The sequence below is a fragment of the Pedobacter ginsengiterrae genome (genome assembly GCF_039537385.1).
Lineage (GTDB): Bacteria > Bacteroidota > Bacteroidia > Sphingobacteriales > Sphingobacteriaceae > Pedobacter > Pedobacter ginsengiterrae.
On sequence record NZ_BAABAK010000016.1, the window covers coordinates 23,803 to 44,129 of the forward strand.

The window sequence follows — 20,327 nt, forward strand, 5'->3', positions numbered from 1 at the left end:
TTACATAATACAATTCTATAAAAAATATCAATTGAAGCTAAATGAATGTTGTGCAACTAAATTCTTCTCCTTGAAATTGTAGTAAACTACGATAGTTGTAATAAAAGAGACATAAAGATTTTTAAAATAGTTTTCCCGTTGGCCAATGTAACCTACTTGTCCAACCACATCAATTATTTACTTAAACATTTTACCTCATGCAATGTTCTTAGTGGGAAGGTTTGTTAATTGCTTAATAAAATTAGAATGCTGAAATTTACACCAAGGGGGATTTATTGCGTACCTGGTAATTTTTATATAGACCCCTGGTTGCCTGTAGATTTTGCTGTAATTACACATGGCCATGCCGACCACGCAAGACCTGGTATGACAAAATATCTTTGCCATCACTTTACCGTGCCAATTTTAAAAAGCCGTATTGGTGAAGATATTCAGGTACAGGGCTTAAATTACAATGAAAGTTTAATAATCAATGGGGTTAATTTATCGCTTCATCCTGCGGGCCATATTATTGGGTCCGCACAGGTTCGCTTGTCTTACAAAGGAAAGGTTGTCGTTATTTCGGGCGATTATAAGTTGCAGAATGATGGTATTTCTACTGAATTTGAACTTGTTAAATGTCATGAATTCATAACAGAGAGTACTTTTGGTTTACCTATTTATAACTGGCTTCCGATAGAGCAGCAAAATGAACAGTTGCAGCAATGGGTACTTAATAACCAAAATAATGGTAAAACGTCTGTATTTATTGGCTACTCTTTGGGAAAAGCCCAGCGCATTATGCAGGCCCTGAAAGATGTAGCACAATTACATGTACATACCGCTATTGCTCGATTGAACAATGCTTACACAAGCGTAGGCATTAAATTGCCCGTGTATGATACCTTAGATTTTAATCGAGATTTAAAATATTTGGATAAGGAAATCGTTATTTTACCTCCCGCTTTGCAGGATTCTAGACTGATAAAAAAAATCCCAAATATGGCTTATGCAATATGTTCTGGCTGGATGCAGTTACGTGGTGCCCGACGCTGGAGAAGTGCAGATGCAGGTTTTGCAATTAGCGACCATGCCGACTGGAGTGGCTTGCTGGAAGCTGTAAAAGGAACTGGAGCAGAAAAGGTTTACGTAACGCATGGGCAAACAGCGGTTTTTGCAAAATACCTTAACGAAATTGGAATTGAAGCCGTAGAATTAAAGACAAAATTTGGTGAAGAGGAAGAAGAAAGTGAAGAAAAACTTGAAGTTAAAACTGTAGGGTAATGAAGGCTTTTGCATCTTTAATTAATAAGCTGGATAGCAGCAATAAAACTAAGCTGAAACTGGAAGCTGTAGATCAGTTTTTAAGGGAGGCAACAGCCCAGGACAAGCTTTGGTTTCTTGCACTTTTTACAGGTAAAAGGCCAAAAAGAAATGTAAATACGGCTTTACTTAAGCAATGGGCAATAGAATTAACAGGAATTCCTGAATGGTTATTTTTAGAAGCTTACTCTTCGGTTGGAGATCTGGCAGAAACTCTGGCGCTTATTTTGCCGCCTGAAACTGGTTATACCGATTATAATCTATCTCAATGGATGAATTTGATTCAACAGTTATCTGGCAAAGACGATGCAGAGAAAAAATCTTTTGTACTCAATGCCTGGGATAATTTACCGCTTACAGAACGTTTTATTTTTAATAAACTTTTAGGCGGTAGTTTTAGAATTGGGCTGTCTTCTAAATCTTTAATAAATGCCCTGGCGCATTATTATGATATGGAAGCCTCGGCTGTTGCCCATAGTATAATGGGAAGCTGGAATATAAATGAGGTCGATTTTGATAGCTTGATACAGGGAAAATACATCAGTGCAGCTATTTCAAAACCTTATCCTTTTTGCTTAGCCTATCCTTTATCGGAAGACTTTGAGCAATCGGCCATACCAGAAGAGTGGCAGGCAGAATACAAATGGGATGGGATTAGAGCACAGTTAATTAAAAGGGAAAACGAAGTTTTTATTTGGTCGAGGGGGGAGGAACTCGTTACAGATCAATTTCCAGAAATTAGAGATGCTTTGTTAAAATGTTCAGGAAATTTTGTGCTCGATGGCGAAGTTTTAGCCGTTAAAGATGGGCAGATTTTAAATTTTAATGAGCTGCAAAAGCGCTTGAACAGGAAAAATTTACCTTCTAAAATTCTTCAGGAAATTCCTGTAGAAATTTTTCTTTACGATTTGTTAGAACTGGAAGGAGAAGACTGCCGTGATCAACCATTTATCGAACGGCGGCGTAAATTAGAAACCTGGATTAAATTAAATCCAGGAAATCCGTTCCATATTTCAGAAATTATTAGCTTTAAAAACTGGTCTGATCTGGTAACAATTAGAGCTAATTCCAGAGAAGTTAACAGTGAAGGATTGATGTTAAAGCGATACAATTCCATTTATCACGCTGGGCGAAAAAGGGGCGATTGGTGGAAATGGAAGATAGAGCCGTTAACAATTGATGCGGTTTTAATTTATGCTCAGAAAGGATCAGGAAGGCGAAGTGCCTATTACACAGATTATACCTTCGCTGTGAAACAGGAGGATAAACTGGTAACTATCGCCAAAGCTTATTCTGGCTTGAGCAATAAAGAAATTCAGGAAGTAAGCCGTTTTGTTAATAAAAATGCCATCGAAAAATTTGGGCCTGTACGTACAGTTAAGCCTGAATTGGTTTTTGAATTGGCTTTTGAAGGTATTGCTTACAGTAATCGACATAAGTCGGGAGTTGCATTACGGTTTCCAAGAATTGTTCGCTGGCGAAAAGATAAAACAGTTGCGGATATAGATGATATAATAGAAATTAAAAAACTGATTCCTTAAATGGTAAATAAATTTCAGCAAACTGATGGTTATAGAGTGGTTTCAGATTGGATGAGCTCTAAAAATATCGCTCCATTCGAGTATCAGAAAAAATGCTGGGAGAAATATGCTTTAGGCTATAGTGGAATGGTTGTGGCACCAACGGGCTTTGGTAAAACATTTTCAGTTTTTTTAGCATTGATTATCGATTTCATGAATAATCCAGAGAAATATCATTCTGGATTGAAGTTCATTTGGGTAAGTCCGTTGCGTTCTTTGGCAACAGACTTAGCCAGGGCCATGCAGGAAGCCGTTGATGAAATCGGTTTAGATTGGACAGTTGAAGTGAGAAATGGAGATACGGATGTAAAAATCAAGCAAAGACAAACCAGACAAATGCCTGATGTTTTACTGCTTACGCCAGAAAGTTTACACCTTCTAATTGCTCAAAAGAGTAGGGAAAAATTCTTTAAAAACCTTAAAGGCATAGCAATTGATGAATGGCATGAACTTTTAGGCAGTAAAAGAGGTGTTATGATTGAGCTTGCTGTCGCTTTTCTGAAACATATCTTACCTAAAATAAAAATATGGGGAATTACCGCTACCATCGGTAATTTAGACCAAGCGATGGAAGTTTTAATACCAGAGCAAAAGAAAAGGGTAAAAATTGTTGCTCAAGAAAAAAAACACATCGAAATATTGCCTGTTTATCCGAAGGAATTAGATGTTTTGCCTTGGGCAGGTCACCTGGGTACGAAATTGGTGGCACAAGTAGTACCAATAATTCTTGATAGCAAGTCGGTTATAGTTTTTACCAATACAAGAGGCCAAAGTGAGGCCTGGTACCAAATGCTTTTAGAAAGTTACCCTGATTTTGCAGGGCAGATTGCTTTGCATCATGGTTCTATAGATGGACATATCAGAGGATGGATTGAGGAAGCCTTGAGCCTTGGCAAACTAAAGGCAGTTGTTTCTACATCTTCTCTAGATCTGGGAGTAGATTTTAAACCTGTTGATACCGTTGTACAGGTAGGTTCGAGTAAAGGTGTCGCCCGTTTTATGCAAAGGGCAGGGCGAAGTGGACATAGTCCTTTTGAGGTGTCGAAAATATATTTTGTGCCTACCCATGCTTTAGAACTTTTGGAAGTGGCAGCTTTAAAAGAAGCCATCAAAACTAAAACTATAGAACCCAGGGAGCCAATTGTACTAAGCTTTGATGTACTGCTGCAATTTTTGGTAACCTTGGCGTTAGGTGGTGGATTTAAGTCGGAGGAAATGTTCGCGGTTATTAAGAATAGTCATGCTTTTAACTATATAACCGATGAAGAATGGCATAACTGCATCGCTTTTATAACTACAGGCGGTTCAGCGATGGATAATTATGAGGAATTTCATAAAGTTGTAAAAAATGAAGAGGGGTTGTTGGTTGTAGAGAAGCGAAGAATTGGCATGTTACATCGAATTAATATTGGCGTAATTGTAAGTGATGCCATGTTGCGGGTTAGATTGGTTTCTGGTGGCTATATTGGTATGATTGAGGAATATTTTATATCAAAATTAAAACAGGGTGATAAATTTGTTTTGGCAGGCCATATACTGCAGTTGGCCAGCATTAAAGATATGACCGCCTATGTAAAAAAGAGTTCGGGTAAAGCAATTACGCCGAGCTGGTTGGGTGGTCGTTTGCCATTGAGTACTAATTTAAGTCATTTTTTACGCCAAAAGTTAGCCCAGCTTGGTACTGGAGATTTTAAAGAAAAAGAACTTAAATTTTTAGCACCCTTAGGCTTAGAACAAAATAAGGATTCTCATATTCCTGCTGAAGATGAGTTCTTGGTAGAATTAATTAAAACCAAAGAAGGAAATCATCTTTTTTTATATCCATTTGAAGGTAGAATTGTTCATGAGGTTATGGCGCCCTTAATTGCTCATCGCATCAGTTTGCTATATCCTATTAGTTTTTCTATGGCGATGAACGATTATGGCTTTGAGCTCTTTTCCGATTCTGAAATTAATCTCAGTTTGACTGAACTAAAAAAAGTTTTAAGCTCAGAAAATTTAATTAATGATGTGCTAAGCAGTATTAATGCTACGGAAATGGCTAAAAGGAAGTTTAGGGATATTGCTGTAATTTCTGGAATGGTGATGCAAAATTATCCAGGCCAACAAAAAAATAACAAATCGTTACAGGCATCATCAGGCATTATTTTTAAAGTGTTAGAAGAACACGATCCTAAAAATATTTTGTTAAAACAAGCTTATACGGAAGTGTTCAATCATCAATTAGAAGAGCCCAGGTTGAGAGCAGCTTTTGAACGGATAAATAAAAGCAAACTTATTTTTAGATTTACAAATAAATTTACCCCCTTGAGCTTCCCAATTAAAGTTGATAGTTTAAGGCAATCTTTATCAAGCGAAGATTTATTGCTCCGTATTCAAAAGTTACGGGATAATCAAAATAGGCAAACCAAAAGTAAAAAATGAAGTTAGCAGAGTACACCCTTGATTTTGCAGGAGAATGTTTTTGGTTATCTACTCACAAAGCCATGTTTTGGCCTAAAAAACAAGCATTAATATTGGCCGATTTACATTTAGGTAAAGCAGCACATTTTAGAAAAAACGGTATTCCTGTACCCACTCAAATTGGTCAAAATGATTTGGCACGCTTATCGTTTTTGCTGGAATTATATAAACCTAAACAAGTTATTATTGTGGGCGATTTGGTACATGCAGGCCACAATAATGAAGTTAAAGCTTTTAAGCAGTTAACTGGAAAATTTGCAGAAACCGAATTTTTACTGGTTAAAGGTAATCACGATCGGATTAGCGAAGAATTAATAGCTGAAATGGGAATCGACCATGTTTGCAATACTTATCAAATAGAAAATATATTTTTTAATCATATACATTCAGAAAATGATTTGAAACCAACGATTAGCGGGCATTTGCATCCTGGAATAAGCTTAATGCTTCCTACAAAGAAGCACATCAGATTACCCTGTTTTGTAGTTGGAAATCATCAACTTATATTGCCTGCTTTTAGTGAATTTACTGGCTTGTATACGGCGAAAATTTTTGAAAATGCGAGTTATTATGCAGTTCATGATTCTGGTATAATTAATATTTAAAGGAACCATGGCCACCGAAAATTGCTTAAATAAGCAGGCTTAACAGGTTATCATTTTTGTTTTTAACTCATCTTTTTAATAAAATAAACAACAACTATTTTATAACTAAACTGTTAATCAATAAAAATAAAGATTATGAGAGTAGAAGTCAACAGGTTGCCCATTAGAATTAATCCCGATCCAAAAAGAGTAATCGCCAGGTATTTTTACAATGGAGATGAAAGAGCGACAGAGGTAATCAGGAATGTAATGAAATTAAACGATCAGGAAGTTTATGATCTTATTATTCCTTTATTACAGGAGTTTTCAAAAAGACACAGAAATATAACCAAGATTTTTGCTAAGAATTGTAAAAAACTTACTGGTCTTTTCGAAAAAATGTCCTTAGATTATTCAGACTTAAATGATAATCGAAAATATCTTATTGGTTCTTATTTTACTAATGAATATTCAATTGAATCTGCCGCTTTCTTTAACCCTTCGGTAGTGGAAGATCCTAATCAGCAATATCTGATTCAAGGTGAAAAAAGGCTAATACTAAGCTTTAGAGCTGTGGGAGAAGGCCATATTTCATCTATAGTTTTTAGAAGGGCTGTGATTGATGCCAATTGCAATATCAATATTTTACCTGTAAGCAATTATGTTAGCGAGGCAGAAATTATTAAAAACGAAATTTATAATAAACGCTTGTTTTTGAAAAAAGCTTCGGAGGCTAATATAGATTTAAAAATAATTGCTGGATTGAATGATAAACTCGATGATAAATTTGATTACGCTCAGCTGAGAAGAATTCTTTTAGATATTAAAAACTCAACAAATGATAATGCAGAGCATTTAGAGTGCGATAAAATACTTTGGTTATCTGATACTTATCATGAAATGTCTTTTTCGAAAGATACAGATTTATCTGATCGTGTTATTTTTCCAATATCAGAATTTGAAAGGAAGGGAATAGAAGATGCCAGATTTGTCCGTTTCATTAAAGATGATGGTTCTGTAATTTATTATGCAACTTACACGGCTTTTGATGGTGATACCATTATGCCTAAACTTATGCAGACTAAAGATTTTTACAACTTTAAGGTAAGCCCACTGCATGGTAAAGGGGCTCAAAATAAAAATCTGGCGCTTTTTCCAAGAAAAATTAACGGAAAATACGCCATGATGTCGAGAATTGATGGCTGGAATAACTACTTAATGTATTCGGATAGATTAACTGTTTGGGATGATCCTATTAAGTTACAAGCGCCTTTGCACGCATGGGAATTTATCCAAATTGGCAATTGCGGTTCTCCGATAGAAACAGACCAGGGCTGGCTAATTATTACACATGGTGTTGGCCCGATGAGAAGATACTGCCTGGGTGCAAGCCTGCTTGATATAAATGATCCATCTAAAGAAATTGGCCGCTTAAGCGAGCCACTGTTAGTGCCAAATATGGATGAAAGGGAAGGCTATGTACCAAACGTACTATACTCTTGTGGTTCTATTATACATCACGGTAATCTAATAATACCATATGGCTTATCAGATTATTGTTCTTCTTTTGCTATTGTGCCATTAAATAATCTATTGGATAAAATCCTAAAAGATCAAGATTAAGAAGTTACCAATTTTATATTAAAGGAATTATTTATGGTTTCCTATTTTAGCCCTTGAGGTTAAATAGGAAACCATATTTTTTGGTGGATTAAGCTAGAAATTCACGATATGAAATTATAATTTATTACACACCTCTTTTTCGGCAATTAAAGGGGAGGATAAAGAAACATATTCATACTCAGCTGCTTTCAAAATTGCTAAATGCGAAACAAAATAGGCAATTGTACTTTCTGCACCTTGATTTCTATTTACACTATCGAATTGTAATCCATCTGCACAGCCATGTGTTTCAAAATCATACAAGGGTACGTGTAAGCTGTTTTTACCTAAAAACCATTCATAGCTTATTTGCATAAGTTTTAAGTATTTATTGTCTTTAGTAATTTCGAAAACCTTCGAATACATCAACACCATTGCCATAGTTTCAAGCGCCTGCTGATCGTAAATTGGATTTTTGCCGTTTTTATTCATCCAGCCGTCGTTGCCAACTGGATTCAAATAGCCATTTTCAAACGAAAATCCGTTTAAGAATGCAATACTTTCCATAGCAACACCGTATGCTTCGGTATTTTCGCTAATTTCATAATAATGTAGTAGCGATAACGGTAAAATTGCATTATCATAAGTTAAACTATCCTCAAACCAATGCCATTCTTCATCTTTACAATTCTTAAATGCTCTTATTAATGAGGCGGCCAAATGGTCGGCTTCTACAACAAAACGTTCATCTCCAGGATGGGCACTCAGATAATAACAAACGCCGATCAATGAGTTCGCTATGCCTCGTAGATGTTTTAAATTTTTAAAATGCGTAACCGAATGACTCAAAAGTTCTTTGCCAAACTCCCGATAGGAATTATTAGGAGAGCAGCAAATTAAATAACCTAAAGACCATATTGTTCGTCCAAAAGAATCCTCTGAACCTACCTCATCCAAATAATTCCTGTTAAAACTGAGGAAATTTCTGAAATATCCGTCAGAGGTTTGCATATATTGAAGAAAACCTAAGTAAACAGGCATTAACTTTAAGGAAATCTGGCTTTTATCTTGTTTATAGAGCATCAACATTAAAATCAATGCCCTTGAATTGTCGTCTATACAATATCCTTCCTTAAAATTAGCAATACCAAAGCGGGCATGTTGTATAATTCCAGTGTTATCTGTTAGCAAGGCAATGTGACTTAGATTTAATAAAGGCATGTTTTCTACGTCTAATATTGTAGGTATTGCCTTATCTGGTGTTTTTTGCCGAAGTAATGCACCTTCTAATGTCTTTAAATAGATATTACCAATGGCAGGCCATCTTAAATTTAATCCATATTGAAAGGCATTTTGTTTAAGTGTCTGCCGTTTAGCTTCGTTACTTAAAAGTTCGTTAATAATTTTCGAAAGTTGAACGTCATCTTTGAAATCAAATAATTGTCCTCTATTTTCAGCAAGTAATTCCTCTGCATGCCAATAAGGGGTTGAAATTACCGCTGCTCCCGCACCAACAGCATAGGAGAGGGTTCCACTTGTTATCTGTGCTTCATTTAAATAAGGTGTTATATACAAGTGGCAAGCCGTTAGGTATTGGTGCAATTCTGCCTGCGATACAAAATTATTGATAAAAACAATGTTGTTGCTTACACCAAGTTGTTCAGCAAGAGCCTTTAAACTCTCGCGATATTCTTCCCCATTGTGCTTAATAACGCCAGGGTGGGTATTCCCTAAAACCACATACAAAACATCAGGATGATTAACAACAATTGCAGGTAAAGCCTTGATAACAGTTTCCAACCCCTTATTGCGACTAATTAATCCAAAGGTGAAGAGTATTTTTTTGTTTTTAAATAGCTCGCTTTGAGCAATCTGATTATTTACAGTTGGTTCGATATCAGGAACGCCATGTTCAATCAAAGTTATAGCGCTTTTAGGTACTTCGTAAATACTGGTTAGAAATAATAAGGCCTTTTGGCTCATTACAACAATTTTAGAAGACTTTAGGGCGATTTCTTTGATAATCGTCTGCTGCATAAAATTGGGTTCCTTCAGTACGGTATGTAAAATGGTAACAAAAGGTTTCTTCAGTCTGTTAGCCAGTGAGAGAAGGAAGACACCGCTATCGCCTCCATATATTCCAAATTCATGTTCGATTATACAAGCATCTACTTCGCTATTATTAATAAAATCAGCTGCTTCTATGTAATCCTGCTGAACTTGTTGTCTTATAATAAATTTAACCTCGTTTGGATAATCGTGTTCATTAAGATCTTCAGACCCATTTAACGCGACTACAAAACTTTTCTTTGAATCATACGATGGGTTTAAACTTAAAGCATTAACTAAGTCTTCATTAAAGGTAGCTAAGCCACATTCGCGTGGTGGGTAAGTAGAAATGTAGGCAACTCTCATGTCATTCTAATAGGTTGATATCCTTAAACAACATCAACTCAACTCAAATGGTTTTCTTTCTTAATCATTTTCTTTGTTTATCTTATAGTTGAGTTACTTATTCTGGCGATATTAATCTATTTACATTTATTTTTTATCCTGAAATAAGTATATCTTCAAAATTCCGTGTCATTATCAATAAGCTAATTGTTTGTTTTAAAATTGAGGGTTGATGCCAGAAGAAAAATTGAAGGTTGTACTATTGTTTAAGGAAATTCAGGAGGGAAACAAGGCTGCATTCGATGAACTTTTTTTCTTGTACCATAACAAACTTCTCTCTTTTGCTGTACAGTATACGAAACAGCAAGAAAGCGCAGAAGAGATCACCTCTGAACTTTTTGTAAAGTTATGGCTCAAAAGAATTGAGTTATCAAAAGTGATTAATCCAGAAGTATATTTATACGTTTCCATTAAAAATGCGTGCCTTAATTTGATTAGATATGAAAGAAAGCGATACCTTTTATTTGCTGCATGGCCCGATGAACAATCATTTCAAGAGCCTTTGGATAAAAATTTTAAGGAAATGGATGACAAAGAATTGGCTCGATTGTTAGATCTGGCAGTTGAGAAACTTCCAGAGCAACGCAGGCTCATATTTAGGCTTATAAAAGAGCAAGGACTTAAAACTAATGCGGTTGCAGAGATCTTGGGTATCTCAATAAGAACAGTTGAAAATCAATTATATAAAGCTGTAAAAACACTTGCAGATGCTATAAGCGGGTATCTCGGCTACCATCCTCAAGCTAAAATATTTAAAAAACAATCGCTTTCAGGTTTATTGATGTTTTTTTTATAAAAGCAGTAAGTAGTTCTTTACGCAAAGTTGTCTTTAATATATATGCATTAAACAATGGAAAAAGAACAATTCACAGAGCTGTTGTCAAAAAAACTTTCGGGAGAAATTGCTGAAGAAGATCGCATCTTATTGGAAAAGATGATCGATAATAACAAAGAGTGTAAAAAAATATCCGTTAATCTTGACAACTATTTTAAAGAAGAATATTCAAAGGCAAATATATCGCAACTAAATCAGGTTTGGGAATTAATTGAAGCTAATCGCAGTGAAAATTTTGGTGGTAAATTTGATTATGCAAAGCCAAAGAAAAATCCATTTTTCTATTCAAGCTGGTTAAAAATAGCTGCAGTATTGATGGTTTTAATTGGTACAAGTATAATGGGCTATTATTTATTTCTTAATAATACAAACCAAAATTTTGAAACCGTAATAGCAACAAATGAAAAAATTTTTAAGGTACTTGATGATGGTACCAAAATTTGGCTAAACAAAAATTCTACGTTCAGTTATAATAAGGCTTTTGGTCAACAAAAACGTGAGATAACTTTAGAAGGTGAAGCATATTTTGAGGTTGTTAAAAACTCATCTGTTCCATTGTTTATACATGCCCGTGATATCGATATAGAAGTTAAAGGTACCGCATTTAATGTTAATGCTTATAACAGCAGCAATGAGATTGAGGTTGCACTGGTAAGAGGATTAATCCAAGTAACCGACAGATTAAACCATAAAAGAAGAGTTTTGCTACACCCTAATGAAAAACTTACGTTTAACAATTCAAAAAATGTTGAACAGCACAACTTTTTAGTAAAGCAAGTAAAAACAGAAATATTATGGAATGATACTAAATGGATAGCCGATACACTAACTTTTAATAAAGAAAAACTTAAAGATTTAGCGCTTCGTATGGAGAAAAAATTCGATTTGAAGATTGAAATTCAAAGCGAAAAATTAAAAGAAAAGCGTTTTAGTGGAACATTTATAAATGAAAATATACAGCAAGCACTAGAGGCCATAAAGTTATCTTATCCATTAACTTACACCATTAACAATAGGTTGGTTATAATTAAGGACGAGAAATGAGAAAACTTATTCTGCTAATACTATTGTTGAGCCATCTTGTGGTATTTGCGCAAGAACGTAAACTAACATTAAATCTGAACAAACAACCAATTCACGCATTATTTAAACAAATCCAATTACAGAGTGGATATAACATTGTATATAGCGATGATGTGATCACAGATACGATGTTGGTTTCGCTGAATACGAATAGCTTAACAGTTTTTAAAGTTTTAGATAGTGTATTGTCTAGCAAGCAACTTTTCTATCAATTGCTTTCCGAAAATATGATTGTTATCGGAAGCAAGTTATTAAAAGAACAAGAAAATAAAATTGCAAAAACAGTTGTTTCAGGAAGTGTGATAAATGCAGATGGTAACGAGGTATCTGTGCCCTTTGCAACAATTTCTTTGTTTGAAGATGGATTGCTTTTGAATGGAGCTATTGCTAACGAACAAGGAAATTTTCAATTTGCTTACGCTTTTAAAAGTAATAAAGATTACAAGCTAAAAATCTCCTCTTTAGGTTATGAACTCTTGGTCTTTAAACTTCTTTTAACACCACAATATCTTCAATACAAGAACGTCGGGAAATTAGAGTTAAAGCCTACAACAAAGGTTTTAAAAGAAGTGCAAGTAACAGGAAGTCCTAATATAATTGAGATGGATGGAGGGAATATCGTGTTCAATGTATCTAAAAGCATTAGTGCACAAGGTATGAATGCACTTGATTTACTAGGGCGGGCGCCCGGCGTAACTGTAGGTAGCGATAATGGCATTTCACTTAATGGTAAAGCAGGTGCAGCCATACTTATAGATGGTAAGCAAACATATCTTTCTGGCAGAGAAATTGCCGAATTACTAAAATCAATGTCGTCTTCAGATATTCGGTCAATTGAAATCATCAATAGTCCTAGCGCTAAGTATGATGCCTCGGGAACGGCAGGGATTATTAATGTAAGGACTTTAAAGTCCCTTCTTCAAGGTTTTAGTGCCGGCTTAACTTCGGGTTTGAGTTATGGTGTATATTTTAAACAGAACCAGGACCTTTCTCTAAGTTTTAGAAAAAACAGGTTTACAATCTATGGAAATTACAGTCATTTTTTAGGTTACTATTCTTATCTATACGGTGCAGATCGAATTCAGGAAGGCAAATTTTACAACAGCTTTACTGATGATATTGATAAGCGAAATAAAATGGGATCGAGGTTAGGAGCCGATTTTGCGATAAACAAAAAACAGACTGTTGGTATATTATTGAATGGCAATTTTATTTTTGGTGGTGGAATAACAGATACTAGAACTGAAATTGGTATCGCTCCGAGTACAAATGTAGACCAGGTGCTTACCGCTATAAACGACTATTACCATCAGCAAACCCAACGTTACAATGTTAACTTCAATTATAAATATGAAGATACACTGGGAAGGATAATAAATTTTGATGCCGATTATGGCGATTTTACAAAGGGATCAGGAAACCTTCAATCAAACAAATACACAGCAAATGACAATACGATATTAAGTGATAATCTTTATCGCTCTGTTAATGCAATTGATATTGGGCTAAGGGCCGTAAAACTAGATTATACCACTAATCTTTGGAAGGGGAAACTGGAAACAGGTGCTAAATATTCTTCCGTATCATCTGCCAACGATTCGCGTTTTCTGGAAATACAGCCAAATGTAGAAGTTTTGGATCCATCCAGATCTAACAGATTCGCTTATCGAGAGGAAATAACTAGTGCTTATTTTAATTATAAAAGAGATTATGGGAAATGGCAACTTCAGGGCGGTTTAAGAGCCGAAAACTCCAGGTCAACTGGTAAGCTTGACCAGATTAGTGCCGTAGCAGGGAATGAGCAGTCTATCCGTAGAAACTATACTAACCTTTTTCCCTATTTTTCAGTCAATATAAAGCCTTCGGTCTCAAATAGTTTTTCATTTAGTTATTCCAGAAGGATCGATAGGCCTGCTTATCAAAATTTAAATCCTTTTATTTACTTGCTCGACGAACTTTCTTATTGGCAAGGCAATCCTTTTTTAAAACCTCAACTTAGCCATCGGGCCTTATTACAATATGTATATAAAAGTTCGACCATAATAGGCCTTAGTTACACTTATACAGATAATTTCAGTGTTGAGGTAACGGATACCGTAGGCCTAACGAGAATTGTTATGGTTCCGCGAAATCTTGGCGTACAAAAACATCTGGCACTAACGCTTACCCAAACTATTGCCCCGTACAAATGGTGGAATATTACATTTAACGGCACTTTTTTTAGATTACTTAACAAAATTGACTTTGGTGCTGATAGAAAACTCGATCTTAAACAAGCTGCAGGTAGATTGAGTTTGCAGCAAACCTTTAAATTACCTCATAGTTTAAGTGGGGAAGTAATGGGGGTATACAACTCCAGGCGTTTGGTTGGAGCCAACCAATTTCAAAATGCTAATAGCCAGATAGATTTAGGTTTACAACGTAATTTTATGGATAACAAAGCAACGCTCAGATTGGTTTTTAGCGATATTTATAAGGGGAGTAAAGCCAATTCAATACAAAGTGTTGATGGCCTGTATATTCGCAACTATAGCTATTTTGAATCTCGACAGATAAAGGTAAATTTTAGTTATCGGTTCACAACCGGCAATTCAAAAGGTCCTAGAAACCGAAGTTCTGCACTTGAAAATGAAAACGGTAGAATTAAGTAAACAGTTTTTGCTAAACGTAATATTATTTTAGATGGGCTTGGTTTATATGCGCCAAGTGTTAGTAGCTCCGACGAAGTTTTAAACAACGGAAAATGTCTAAAGGCTTACCTGTAATTGAATTACGGTTTGCTGAATAAAAACGGATTAATTAATCCTTTATAAAATTTAAAAATAAAAGCTTAATTCACAAATTTCATAAACATTAAACCGATGTTTTATTTAGCGAAGAATAAAAGTATTACCTAAAATATGAAACTTCAATCTGGTGGTTAATCTTTTATTCTGCTCTCTATAATTCCGTGTCTTTCTTTTATCTTTGCCGCTGATTTAATATTCCCAATTGTGATTAATGTAAATAATATATCCGTTTCATTTGGTGGAACAACGCTATTTAGCGACGTAACTTTTTCGATAAATGAAAGCGATAAAATAGCCCTTATGGGCAAAAATGGAGCAGGTAAATCTACCATTCTAAAAATCATCGCCGATGTTACTAAACCTACTTCAGGGAGCGTGACTGGACCAAAAGAGGCCGTAATAGCCTATTTGCCTCAACACTTACTTACACAAGATAAAGCAACAGTTTTTGAAGAAACGATGAAAGCTTTTGCAGAGGTAAACCAAATGCAAAAAGAGCTTGATGAGTTAAACGAACAGCTCACTATCCGTACAGATTATGATAGTGATGACTATATGAAGCTTATTGAACGTGTATCAGAATTGAGCGAAAAATTTTATTCGATTGAAGAAACCAATTATGATGCAGAAGTAGAAAAAGTGCTAAAAGGTTTAGGTTTTGAACGTAAAGATTTTGCTCGTCAAACTTCTGAGTTTTCTGGAGGATGGCGTATGCGCATCGAGCTGGCTAAGATTTTATTAAAAAAACCTGATCTCATTTTGCTTGATGAGCCTACCAACCACATGGATATAGAAAGTATTCAATGGCTGGAAGATTTCTTAATTAACTCTGCAAAAGCAGTAATGGTGATCTCCCACGATAGAACTTTTGTTGATAACATTACTAATCGTACCATCGAGGTAACCATGGGTAGAATCTACGATTACAAGGCAAAATATACGCACTATCTTCAATTGCGTGCCGAGCGTCGTGTGCACCAACTGAAAGCTTACGAAGAACAACAACGTTTTATTGCCGATAATCAAGAGTTTATAGATAGATTTAGAGGAACCTACTCGAAAACTTTGCAAGTACAATCTCGTGTTAAGATGCTAGAAAAGCTTGAAGTTATTGAGATTGATGAAGTAGATACTTCGGCATTGCGATTGAAATTTCCTCCATCGCCACGTTCTGGTCAATATCCAGTAATGGTAGAAGAGCTAACCAAAACCTACGGTGATCATGTTGTGTTTGAAAAAGCATCAATGGTGATCGAGCGTGGAGAAAAGGTAGCTTTTGTAGGTAAAAATGGTGAAGGTAAATCGACTATGATAAAAGCAATTATGGGCGAAATCGATTTTGAAGGTGGTTTAAAAGTAGGGCACAATGCCAAGATTGGTTATTTTGCCCAAAATCAGGCTGCATTACTCGATGAGAGTTTAACGGTATTCGAAACCATTGATCAGATTCCTTTAAGTGATGGTAGCATAAAAATTAAAGATCTTTTAGGTGCTTTTATGTTTAGCGGCGATGATACGACTAAAAAAGTAAAGGTACTTTCTGGTGGAGAAAAAACACGTTTGGCCATGATCAAATTATTATTGGAGCCTGTAAATGTTTTAATTTTGGATGAGCCAACCAACCATTTGGATATGAAAACCAAAGACATTATTAAAGATGCCTTGAGAGATTTTGATGGTACTTTGATTTTGGTATCTCACGATAGAGATTTTTTAGATGGACTTGCAGAAAAAGTATTTGAATTTGGCAATAAACGTGTTCGTGAACACTTTGAAGATATTAAGGGTTTCTTAGCTTACAAAAAAATGAATAGCTTAAAGGAAATTGAGCAAAACTAATTTAGCTCGCAACTTAACTTATTTCTTTAAAAAAAAATATTTATACTTTTTAAAATGTTATTTACAATTCCAACTAAGGTTTAGAGCACTTTAGTTGGAATTTGAATTTAACACCATTCTTAACCAGTATTTCAGAATTAATGGAGTCTGTGTTAAGGTGTGTTTTTACATTAATAAGGAACAGTTTCCCAAGGGCAGCAAGATAGCGTATTCTAAACCTGATTGACGCGAGCATCCCGATTTTTCATCGGGATAAAGCAAAAAGCAGGGCTGAAATAACCGATGTATTTCAAGCCCTGCTTTTCATATTATTAAATTACTAATTAGCTGGTTTAAGTAAATTAGCCAATCAAAAATGAACTATTGACCAAATTAGTTATTCATCATTTTAATGAAAGAACCTAATTTAGCTTTCATTGCTCTTCTATCTACAATAAAATCAAGGAAACCATGCTCTAAAACGAATTCAGACGTTTGGAAACCTTTTGGTAAATCTTTTTTAATGGTTTCTTTAATTACACGCGGACCAGCAAAGCCGATTAATGCGCCAGGTTCTGCAATGTTAATGTCGCCAAGCATTGCGTAAGATGCTGTAACACCGCCAGTTGTAGGGTCGGTTAATAAAGAAATGTATGGAATTTTTGCCTGACTTAACAGCGCTAATTTGGCCGAGGTTTTAGCCATTTGCATTAATGAAAATGCAGCCTCCATCATACGTGCTCCGCCCGATTTTGAAATCATCAGGAATGGAATTTTATGTTTGATAGAATAATCGATAGAACGAGCAATTTTTTCTCCAACTACCGAACCCATCGAACCACCAATAAAAGCAAAATCCATACAGGCAATAACTAAATCCTGTCCTTCAATTTTACCAACACCAGCACGGATAGCATCCTTTAAGCCAGTTTTTGCCTGACTTTCTACAATTCTATCGGTATAAGGTTTATTATCGTTAAAGTTTAAAGGATCGCCTGATGTTAAATTAGCGAAAAGCTCTTTGAACTCGTTATTATCAAATAAAACTTCAAAATATTCTCTAGAACCTACTCTCAAATGGTAATCGCAGTAGTGGCAAACATATTTGTTTTCCTGTAATTCTGTTTGATGTAGCGGTTTTTTGCAATTTGGACACTTATTCCACACGCCATCTGGTGCCTCTTTCTTCTCTTCGGTGGTAGTAATGATACCTTTATTTTCTCTCTTAAACCAAGCCATATAATTTTTTAAAGAATTGGATTGCAAAGAAACGAAAAATATAATCAAGTTTATAAATTACCAATAACCAAATTTCATTTATCAAACTAGCGAAGGCTTAAAAATTACTGATTAAAAATATTAATCGAGTTAAAAGGTTTTATAATGGTGATTTCACTACCAGATTTATTGAGTTTAAAAATTGAGGGTTAAAATTTGGTAATTCGTACGTGTGTGTCTTTTTTACACTAAGGATAATGTCTTTTTTACACTAAATGGGCCTTATTTGGTTGTAAGGCAAATAATTCTGTTGTTACAAAAGCTTGAAATGTTATTTTTTTTTATAACTTCGGACTTAATAAAATTAACAAGAGATGAGTTTAAAAGGCTACAAAGGCGTAATTTACGGAGATGCCGTTCAAGAATTATTTGAGCAGGCTAAAAAACATCAGTTTGCTTTACCAGCAGTAAACGTAACCGGTACAAATACGGTTAACGCGGTATTGGAAACTGCTAAGGCAGTAAATTCGCCAGTTATGATTCAATTATCTAATGGAGGTGCACAGTTTTACGCAGGTAAATCTTTAGATAATGAGAAATTGCAAGCATGTATTTTAGGTGCTGTATCGGCAGCTAAACATGTACATTTATTGGCAGAACATTATGGCGTTGCTGTAGTTTTACATACAGATCATGCCGCTAAAAAATTGTTGCCTTGGATTGATGGCCTTTTAGACCATGGTGAAAAATTCTTCGCTGAAACTGGAAAACCTTTGTTTTCTTCACACATGTTAGATTTATCGGAAGAGCCGATTGAAGAAAACATGGAAATTTCTGCAAAATATTTTGCTCGTATGGCAAAAATGAACATGACTATCGAAATCGAACTTGGTGTTACAGGTGGAGAAGAAGATGGTGTTGATAATAGTGATGTAGATAGCTCAAAATTATATACTCAGCCTAGTGAGGTTGCTTATGCTTACGAAGAGTTAAGCAAAGTTTCTCCTCGTTTTACAGTTGCTGCCGCTTTTGGTAATGTTCATGGCGTTTATAAACCAGGGAATGTTAAATTACAACCTGTTATTTTAAAAAATTCTCAAGATTTTATCAAAGAGAAATTCAATTTAACAGCTGAGAAACCAATTAACTTTGTGTTCCACGGTGGTTCAGGTTCTTCGCAAGAAGAAATAAGAGAAGCAATTTCTTATGGTGCAATTAAAATGAATATCGATACTGATATGCAATGGGCATTTTGGGAAGGTATTTTAGAATACTATAAAAAGAATGAAGCTTACCTTCAAGGCCAAATTGGTAACCCTGATGGTGATGACAAACCAAATAAGAAATATTATGATCCACGCGTTTGGTTACGTAAAGCTGAAGAAACATTTGTTAAACGTTTAACAATTGCTTTTGAAGATTTAAATTGCGTAAACGCTAATGATAAGCTTTAATTGGTTAAAAGCTTTTAAGGTTGGAATGTTTTAACACTACAACTTTTTACGTTTTAATCGACAAACAAAAACGCCATAGGTTTAAAACTTATGGCGTTTTTGTTTGTTTTATGGTTATATTTAAGCAAATTAAATGCGATGACTAAATCAAAAAAAAGCGCGAAAAACAACAGTTTTTTTGAGCGCTTTGCAAATGCTGCAACGAAATTTACTGGTAGTTCGATTGCGTTTATTATAGCCACTTTAATAGTAATTGTGTGGGCCGTTACCGGGCCGATATTTAATTACTCCGAAACCTGGCAGTTGGTTATAAATACGGGCACTACGATCATTACTTTCTTAATGGTTTTTCTTATTCAAAAAGCGCAAAATAAGGATGGAAAAGCTATTCAGCTGAAATTAAATGAGTTAATTGCTGCGCATGAAAAAGCAAGTAACAGAATGGTTGATATAGAAGATTTAACGGAAAAAGAATTGGATCAATTACATAAATTTTACGTTACGATAGCTACTTTAGCAAAAAAAGAAACGGATATTCATTGTTCTCATTCTATTGATGTGGCAAAAGAGTTAAATGAACTTAAGTTAAAAACGAATAAACATTTTAAAAACATAGATAATGAGCTTGCTAGTCCAAAAAGTAAATCATCCTGAAGATTTAGATAAAGTATTTGCTATTCGCAAAATCGTATTTGTAGATGAACAAAATTGCCCACCTGAATTGGAGTGGGAGTTTGAAGATGAATCCATTCATTTTCTTGCAACACATAACGGGCAGCCTTGCGGAGCTTGTCGTTGGAGAAAAACTGATGCGGGATATAAATTGGAACGTTTTGCTGTGCTTAAAGATTTTAGAGGAATGGGTGTTGGGCGAGCTTTAATTGCTGAAGCATTATCTGATTTACCTGAAGATGCGCACTATATTTATTTAAACTCCCAATTAGATGCAATGAGCTTATACGCAAAATTTGGTTTTGTTGCAGAAGGAGAGCAGTTCGAGGAAGCTGGTATTCAGCATTTCAAAATGGTTAAGCAGGTGTAGTAAAACAGTTCGTGATTGCGAAATATGAAGCAATCTTAAAGCGTTATCTATAGTGTTCAGGAATTTCAATCGCCTGAAATCTTAACCCATCGTTGTAGGATTG

14 protein-coding genes are annotated in these 20,327 nt (G+C 35.1%); 12 read left to right on the forward strand and 2 right to left on the reverse strand.

From position 1 onward, the window contains the following. The first annotated feature begins 246 nt into the window (after positions 1-246). From ABD692_RS15895 to ABD692_RS15915, 5 genes are all read left to right on the forward strand, one after another. Positions 247-1,263 (forward strand): ligase-associated DNA damage response exonuclease, encoded by a 1,017-nt coding sequence (locus ABD692_RS15895; protein WP_344768532.1) that lies wholly within the window; start codon positions 247-249, stop codon positions 1,261-1,263. Then, positions 1,263-2,843 carry an ATP-dependent DNA ligase gene (locus ABD692_RS15900; RefSeq protein ID WP_344768534.1) on the forward strand — a complete coding sequence of 527 codons (1,581 nt, stop codon included), beginning with the start codon at positions 1,263-1,265 and terminating at the stop codon, positions 2,841-2,843. The genes ABD692_RS15895 and ABD692_RS15900 overlap by 1 nt, the downstream gene beginning before the upstream one ends. Next, on the forward strand, positions 2,844-5,306 hold the full coding sequence (locus ABD692_RS15905; protein ID WP_344768536.1) for a ligase-associated DNA damage response DEXH box helicase: 2,463 nt from the start codon (positions 2,844-2,846) through the stop codon (positions 5,304-5,306). It abuts the gene before it with no gap. Then, positions 5,303-5,950: a ligase-associated DNA damage response endonuclease PdeM gene (gene pdeM, locus ABD692_RS15910; RefSeq protein WP_344768538.1), complete on the forward strand. Its 648-nt coding sequence runs from the start codon at positions 5,303-5,305 to the stop codon at positions 5,948-5,950. The genes ABD692_RS15905 and pdeM overlap by 4 nt, the downstream gene beginning before the upstream one ends. Before the next feature lie 135 nt (positions 5,951-6,085). Continuing rightward, the gene (locus ABD692_RS15915; protein WP_344768540.1) at positions 6,086-7,552 is read left to right on the forward strand and encodes a glycoside hydrolase family 130 protein; all 1,467 of its coding nucleotides are present in this window, start codon (positions 6,086-6,088) and stop codon (positions 7,550-7,552) included. A 114-nt stretch (positions 7,553-7,666) separates the two neighbouring features. On the opposite strand, the gene ABD692_RS15920 is transcribed toward ABD692_RS15915, so the two are convergent. Continuing rightward, positions 7,667-9,946: a glycosyltransferase family 4 protein gene (locus ABD692_RS15920; RefSeq protein WP_344768542.1), complete on the reverse strand. Its 2,280-nt coding sequence runs from the start codon at positions 9,944-9,946 to the stop codon at positions 7,667-7,669. Between the two features lie 211 nt (positions 9,947-10,157). Between ABD692_RS15920 and ABD692_RS15925 the strand changes: the two genes are divergently transcribed. The 4 genes from ABD692_RS15925 (at position 10,158) to ABD692_RS15940 (ending at position 16,531) form a co-directional block, all read left to right on the forward strand. Further along, on the forward strand, positions 10,158-10,781 hold the full coding sequence (locus ABD692_RS15925) for an RNA polymerase sigma-70 factor (protein ID WP_344768544.1): 624 nt from the start codon (positions 10,158-10,160) through the stop codon (positions 10,779-10,781). A gap of 54 nt (positions 10,782-10,835) precedes the next feature. Then, a complete protein-coding gene (locus ABD692_RS15930; protein WP_344768546.1) occupies positions 10,836-11,864 on the forward strand; it encodes a FecR family protein in 1,029 nt (342 codons plus the stop codon). After that, entirely contained in the window at positions 11,861-14,554 is a 2,694-nt protein-coding gene (locus tag ABD692_RS15935) for an outer membrane beta-barrel protein (RefSeq protein WP_344768548.1), read from the forward strand. Before ABD692_RS15930 ends, ABD692_RS15935 begins: the two co-directional genes overlap by 4 nt. A 342-nt stretch (positions 14,555-14,896) precedes the next feature. Next, a complete protein-coding gene (locus ABD692_RS15940; protein WP_344768550.1) occupies positions 14,897-16,531 on the forward strand; it encodes an ABC-F family ATP-binding cassette domain-containing protein in 1,635 nt (544 codons plus the stop codon). 372 nt (positions 16,532-16,903) lie between these two features. Here ABD692_RS15940 and accD read toward each other — a convergent pair whose 3' ends face one another. Next, positions 16,904-17,749 carry an acetyl-CoA carboxylase, carboxyltransferase subunit beta gene (gene accD, locus ABD692_RS15945; RefSeq protein WP_316757267.1) on the reverse strand — a complete coding sequence of 282 codons (846 nt, stop codon included), beginning with the start codon at positions 17,747-17,749 and terminating at the stop codon, positions 16,904-16,906. Between the two features lie 353 nt (positions 17,750-18,102). On the opposite strand from accD, the gene fbaA reads away from it, so the two are divergent. The 3 genes from fbaA to ABD692_RS15960 all read left to right on the forward strand — a co-directional run bounded on the left by fbaA (position 18,103) and on the right by ABD692_RS15960 (position 20,224). After that, positions 18,103-19,182: a class II fructose-bisphosphate aldolase gene (fbaA, locus tag ABD692_RS15950; RefSeq protein ID WP_316757269.1), complete on the forward strand. Its 1,080-nt coding sequence runs from the start codon at positions 18,103-18,105 to the stop codon at positions 19,180-19,182. Positions 19,183-19,320: 138 nt separating this feature from the next. Then, entirely contained in the window at positions 19,321-19,836 is a 516-nt protein-coding gene (locus tag ABD692_RS15955; RefSeq protein ID WP_344768553.1) for a low affinity iron permease family protein, read from the forward strand. After that, a complete protein-coding gene (locus tag ABD692_RS15960; protein WP_316757273.1) occupies positions 19,802-20,224 on the forward strand; it encodes a GNAT family N-acetyltransferase in 423 nt (140 codons plus the stop codon). Before ABD692_RS15955 ends, ABD692_RS15960 begins: the two co-directional genes overlap by 35 nt. The last annotated feature ends 103 nt before the right edge of the window (positions 20,225-20,327 follow it).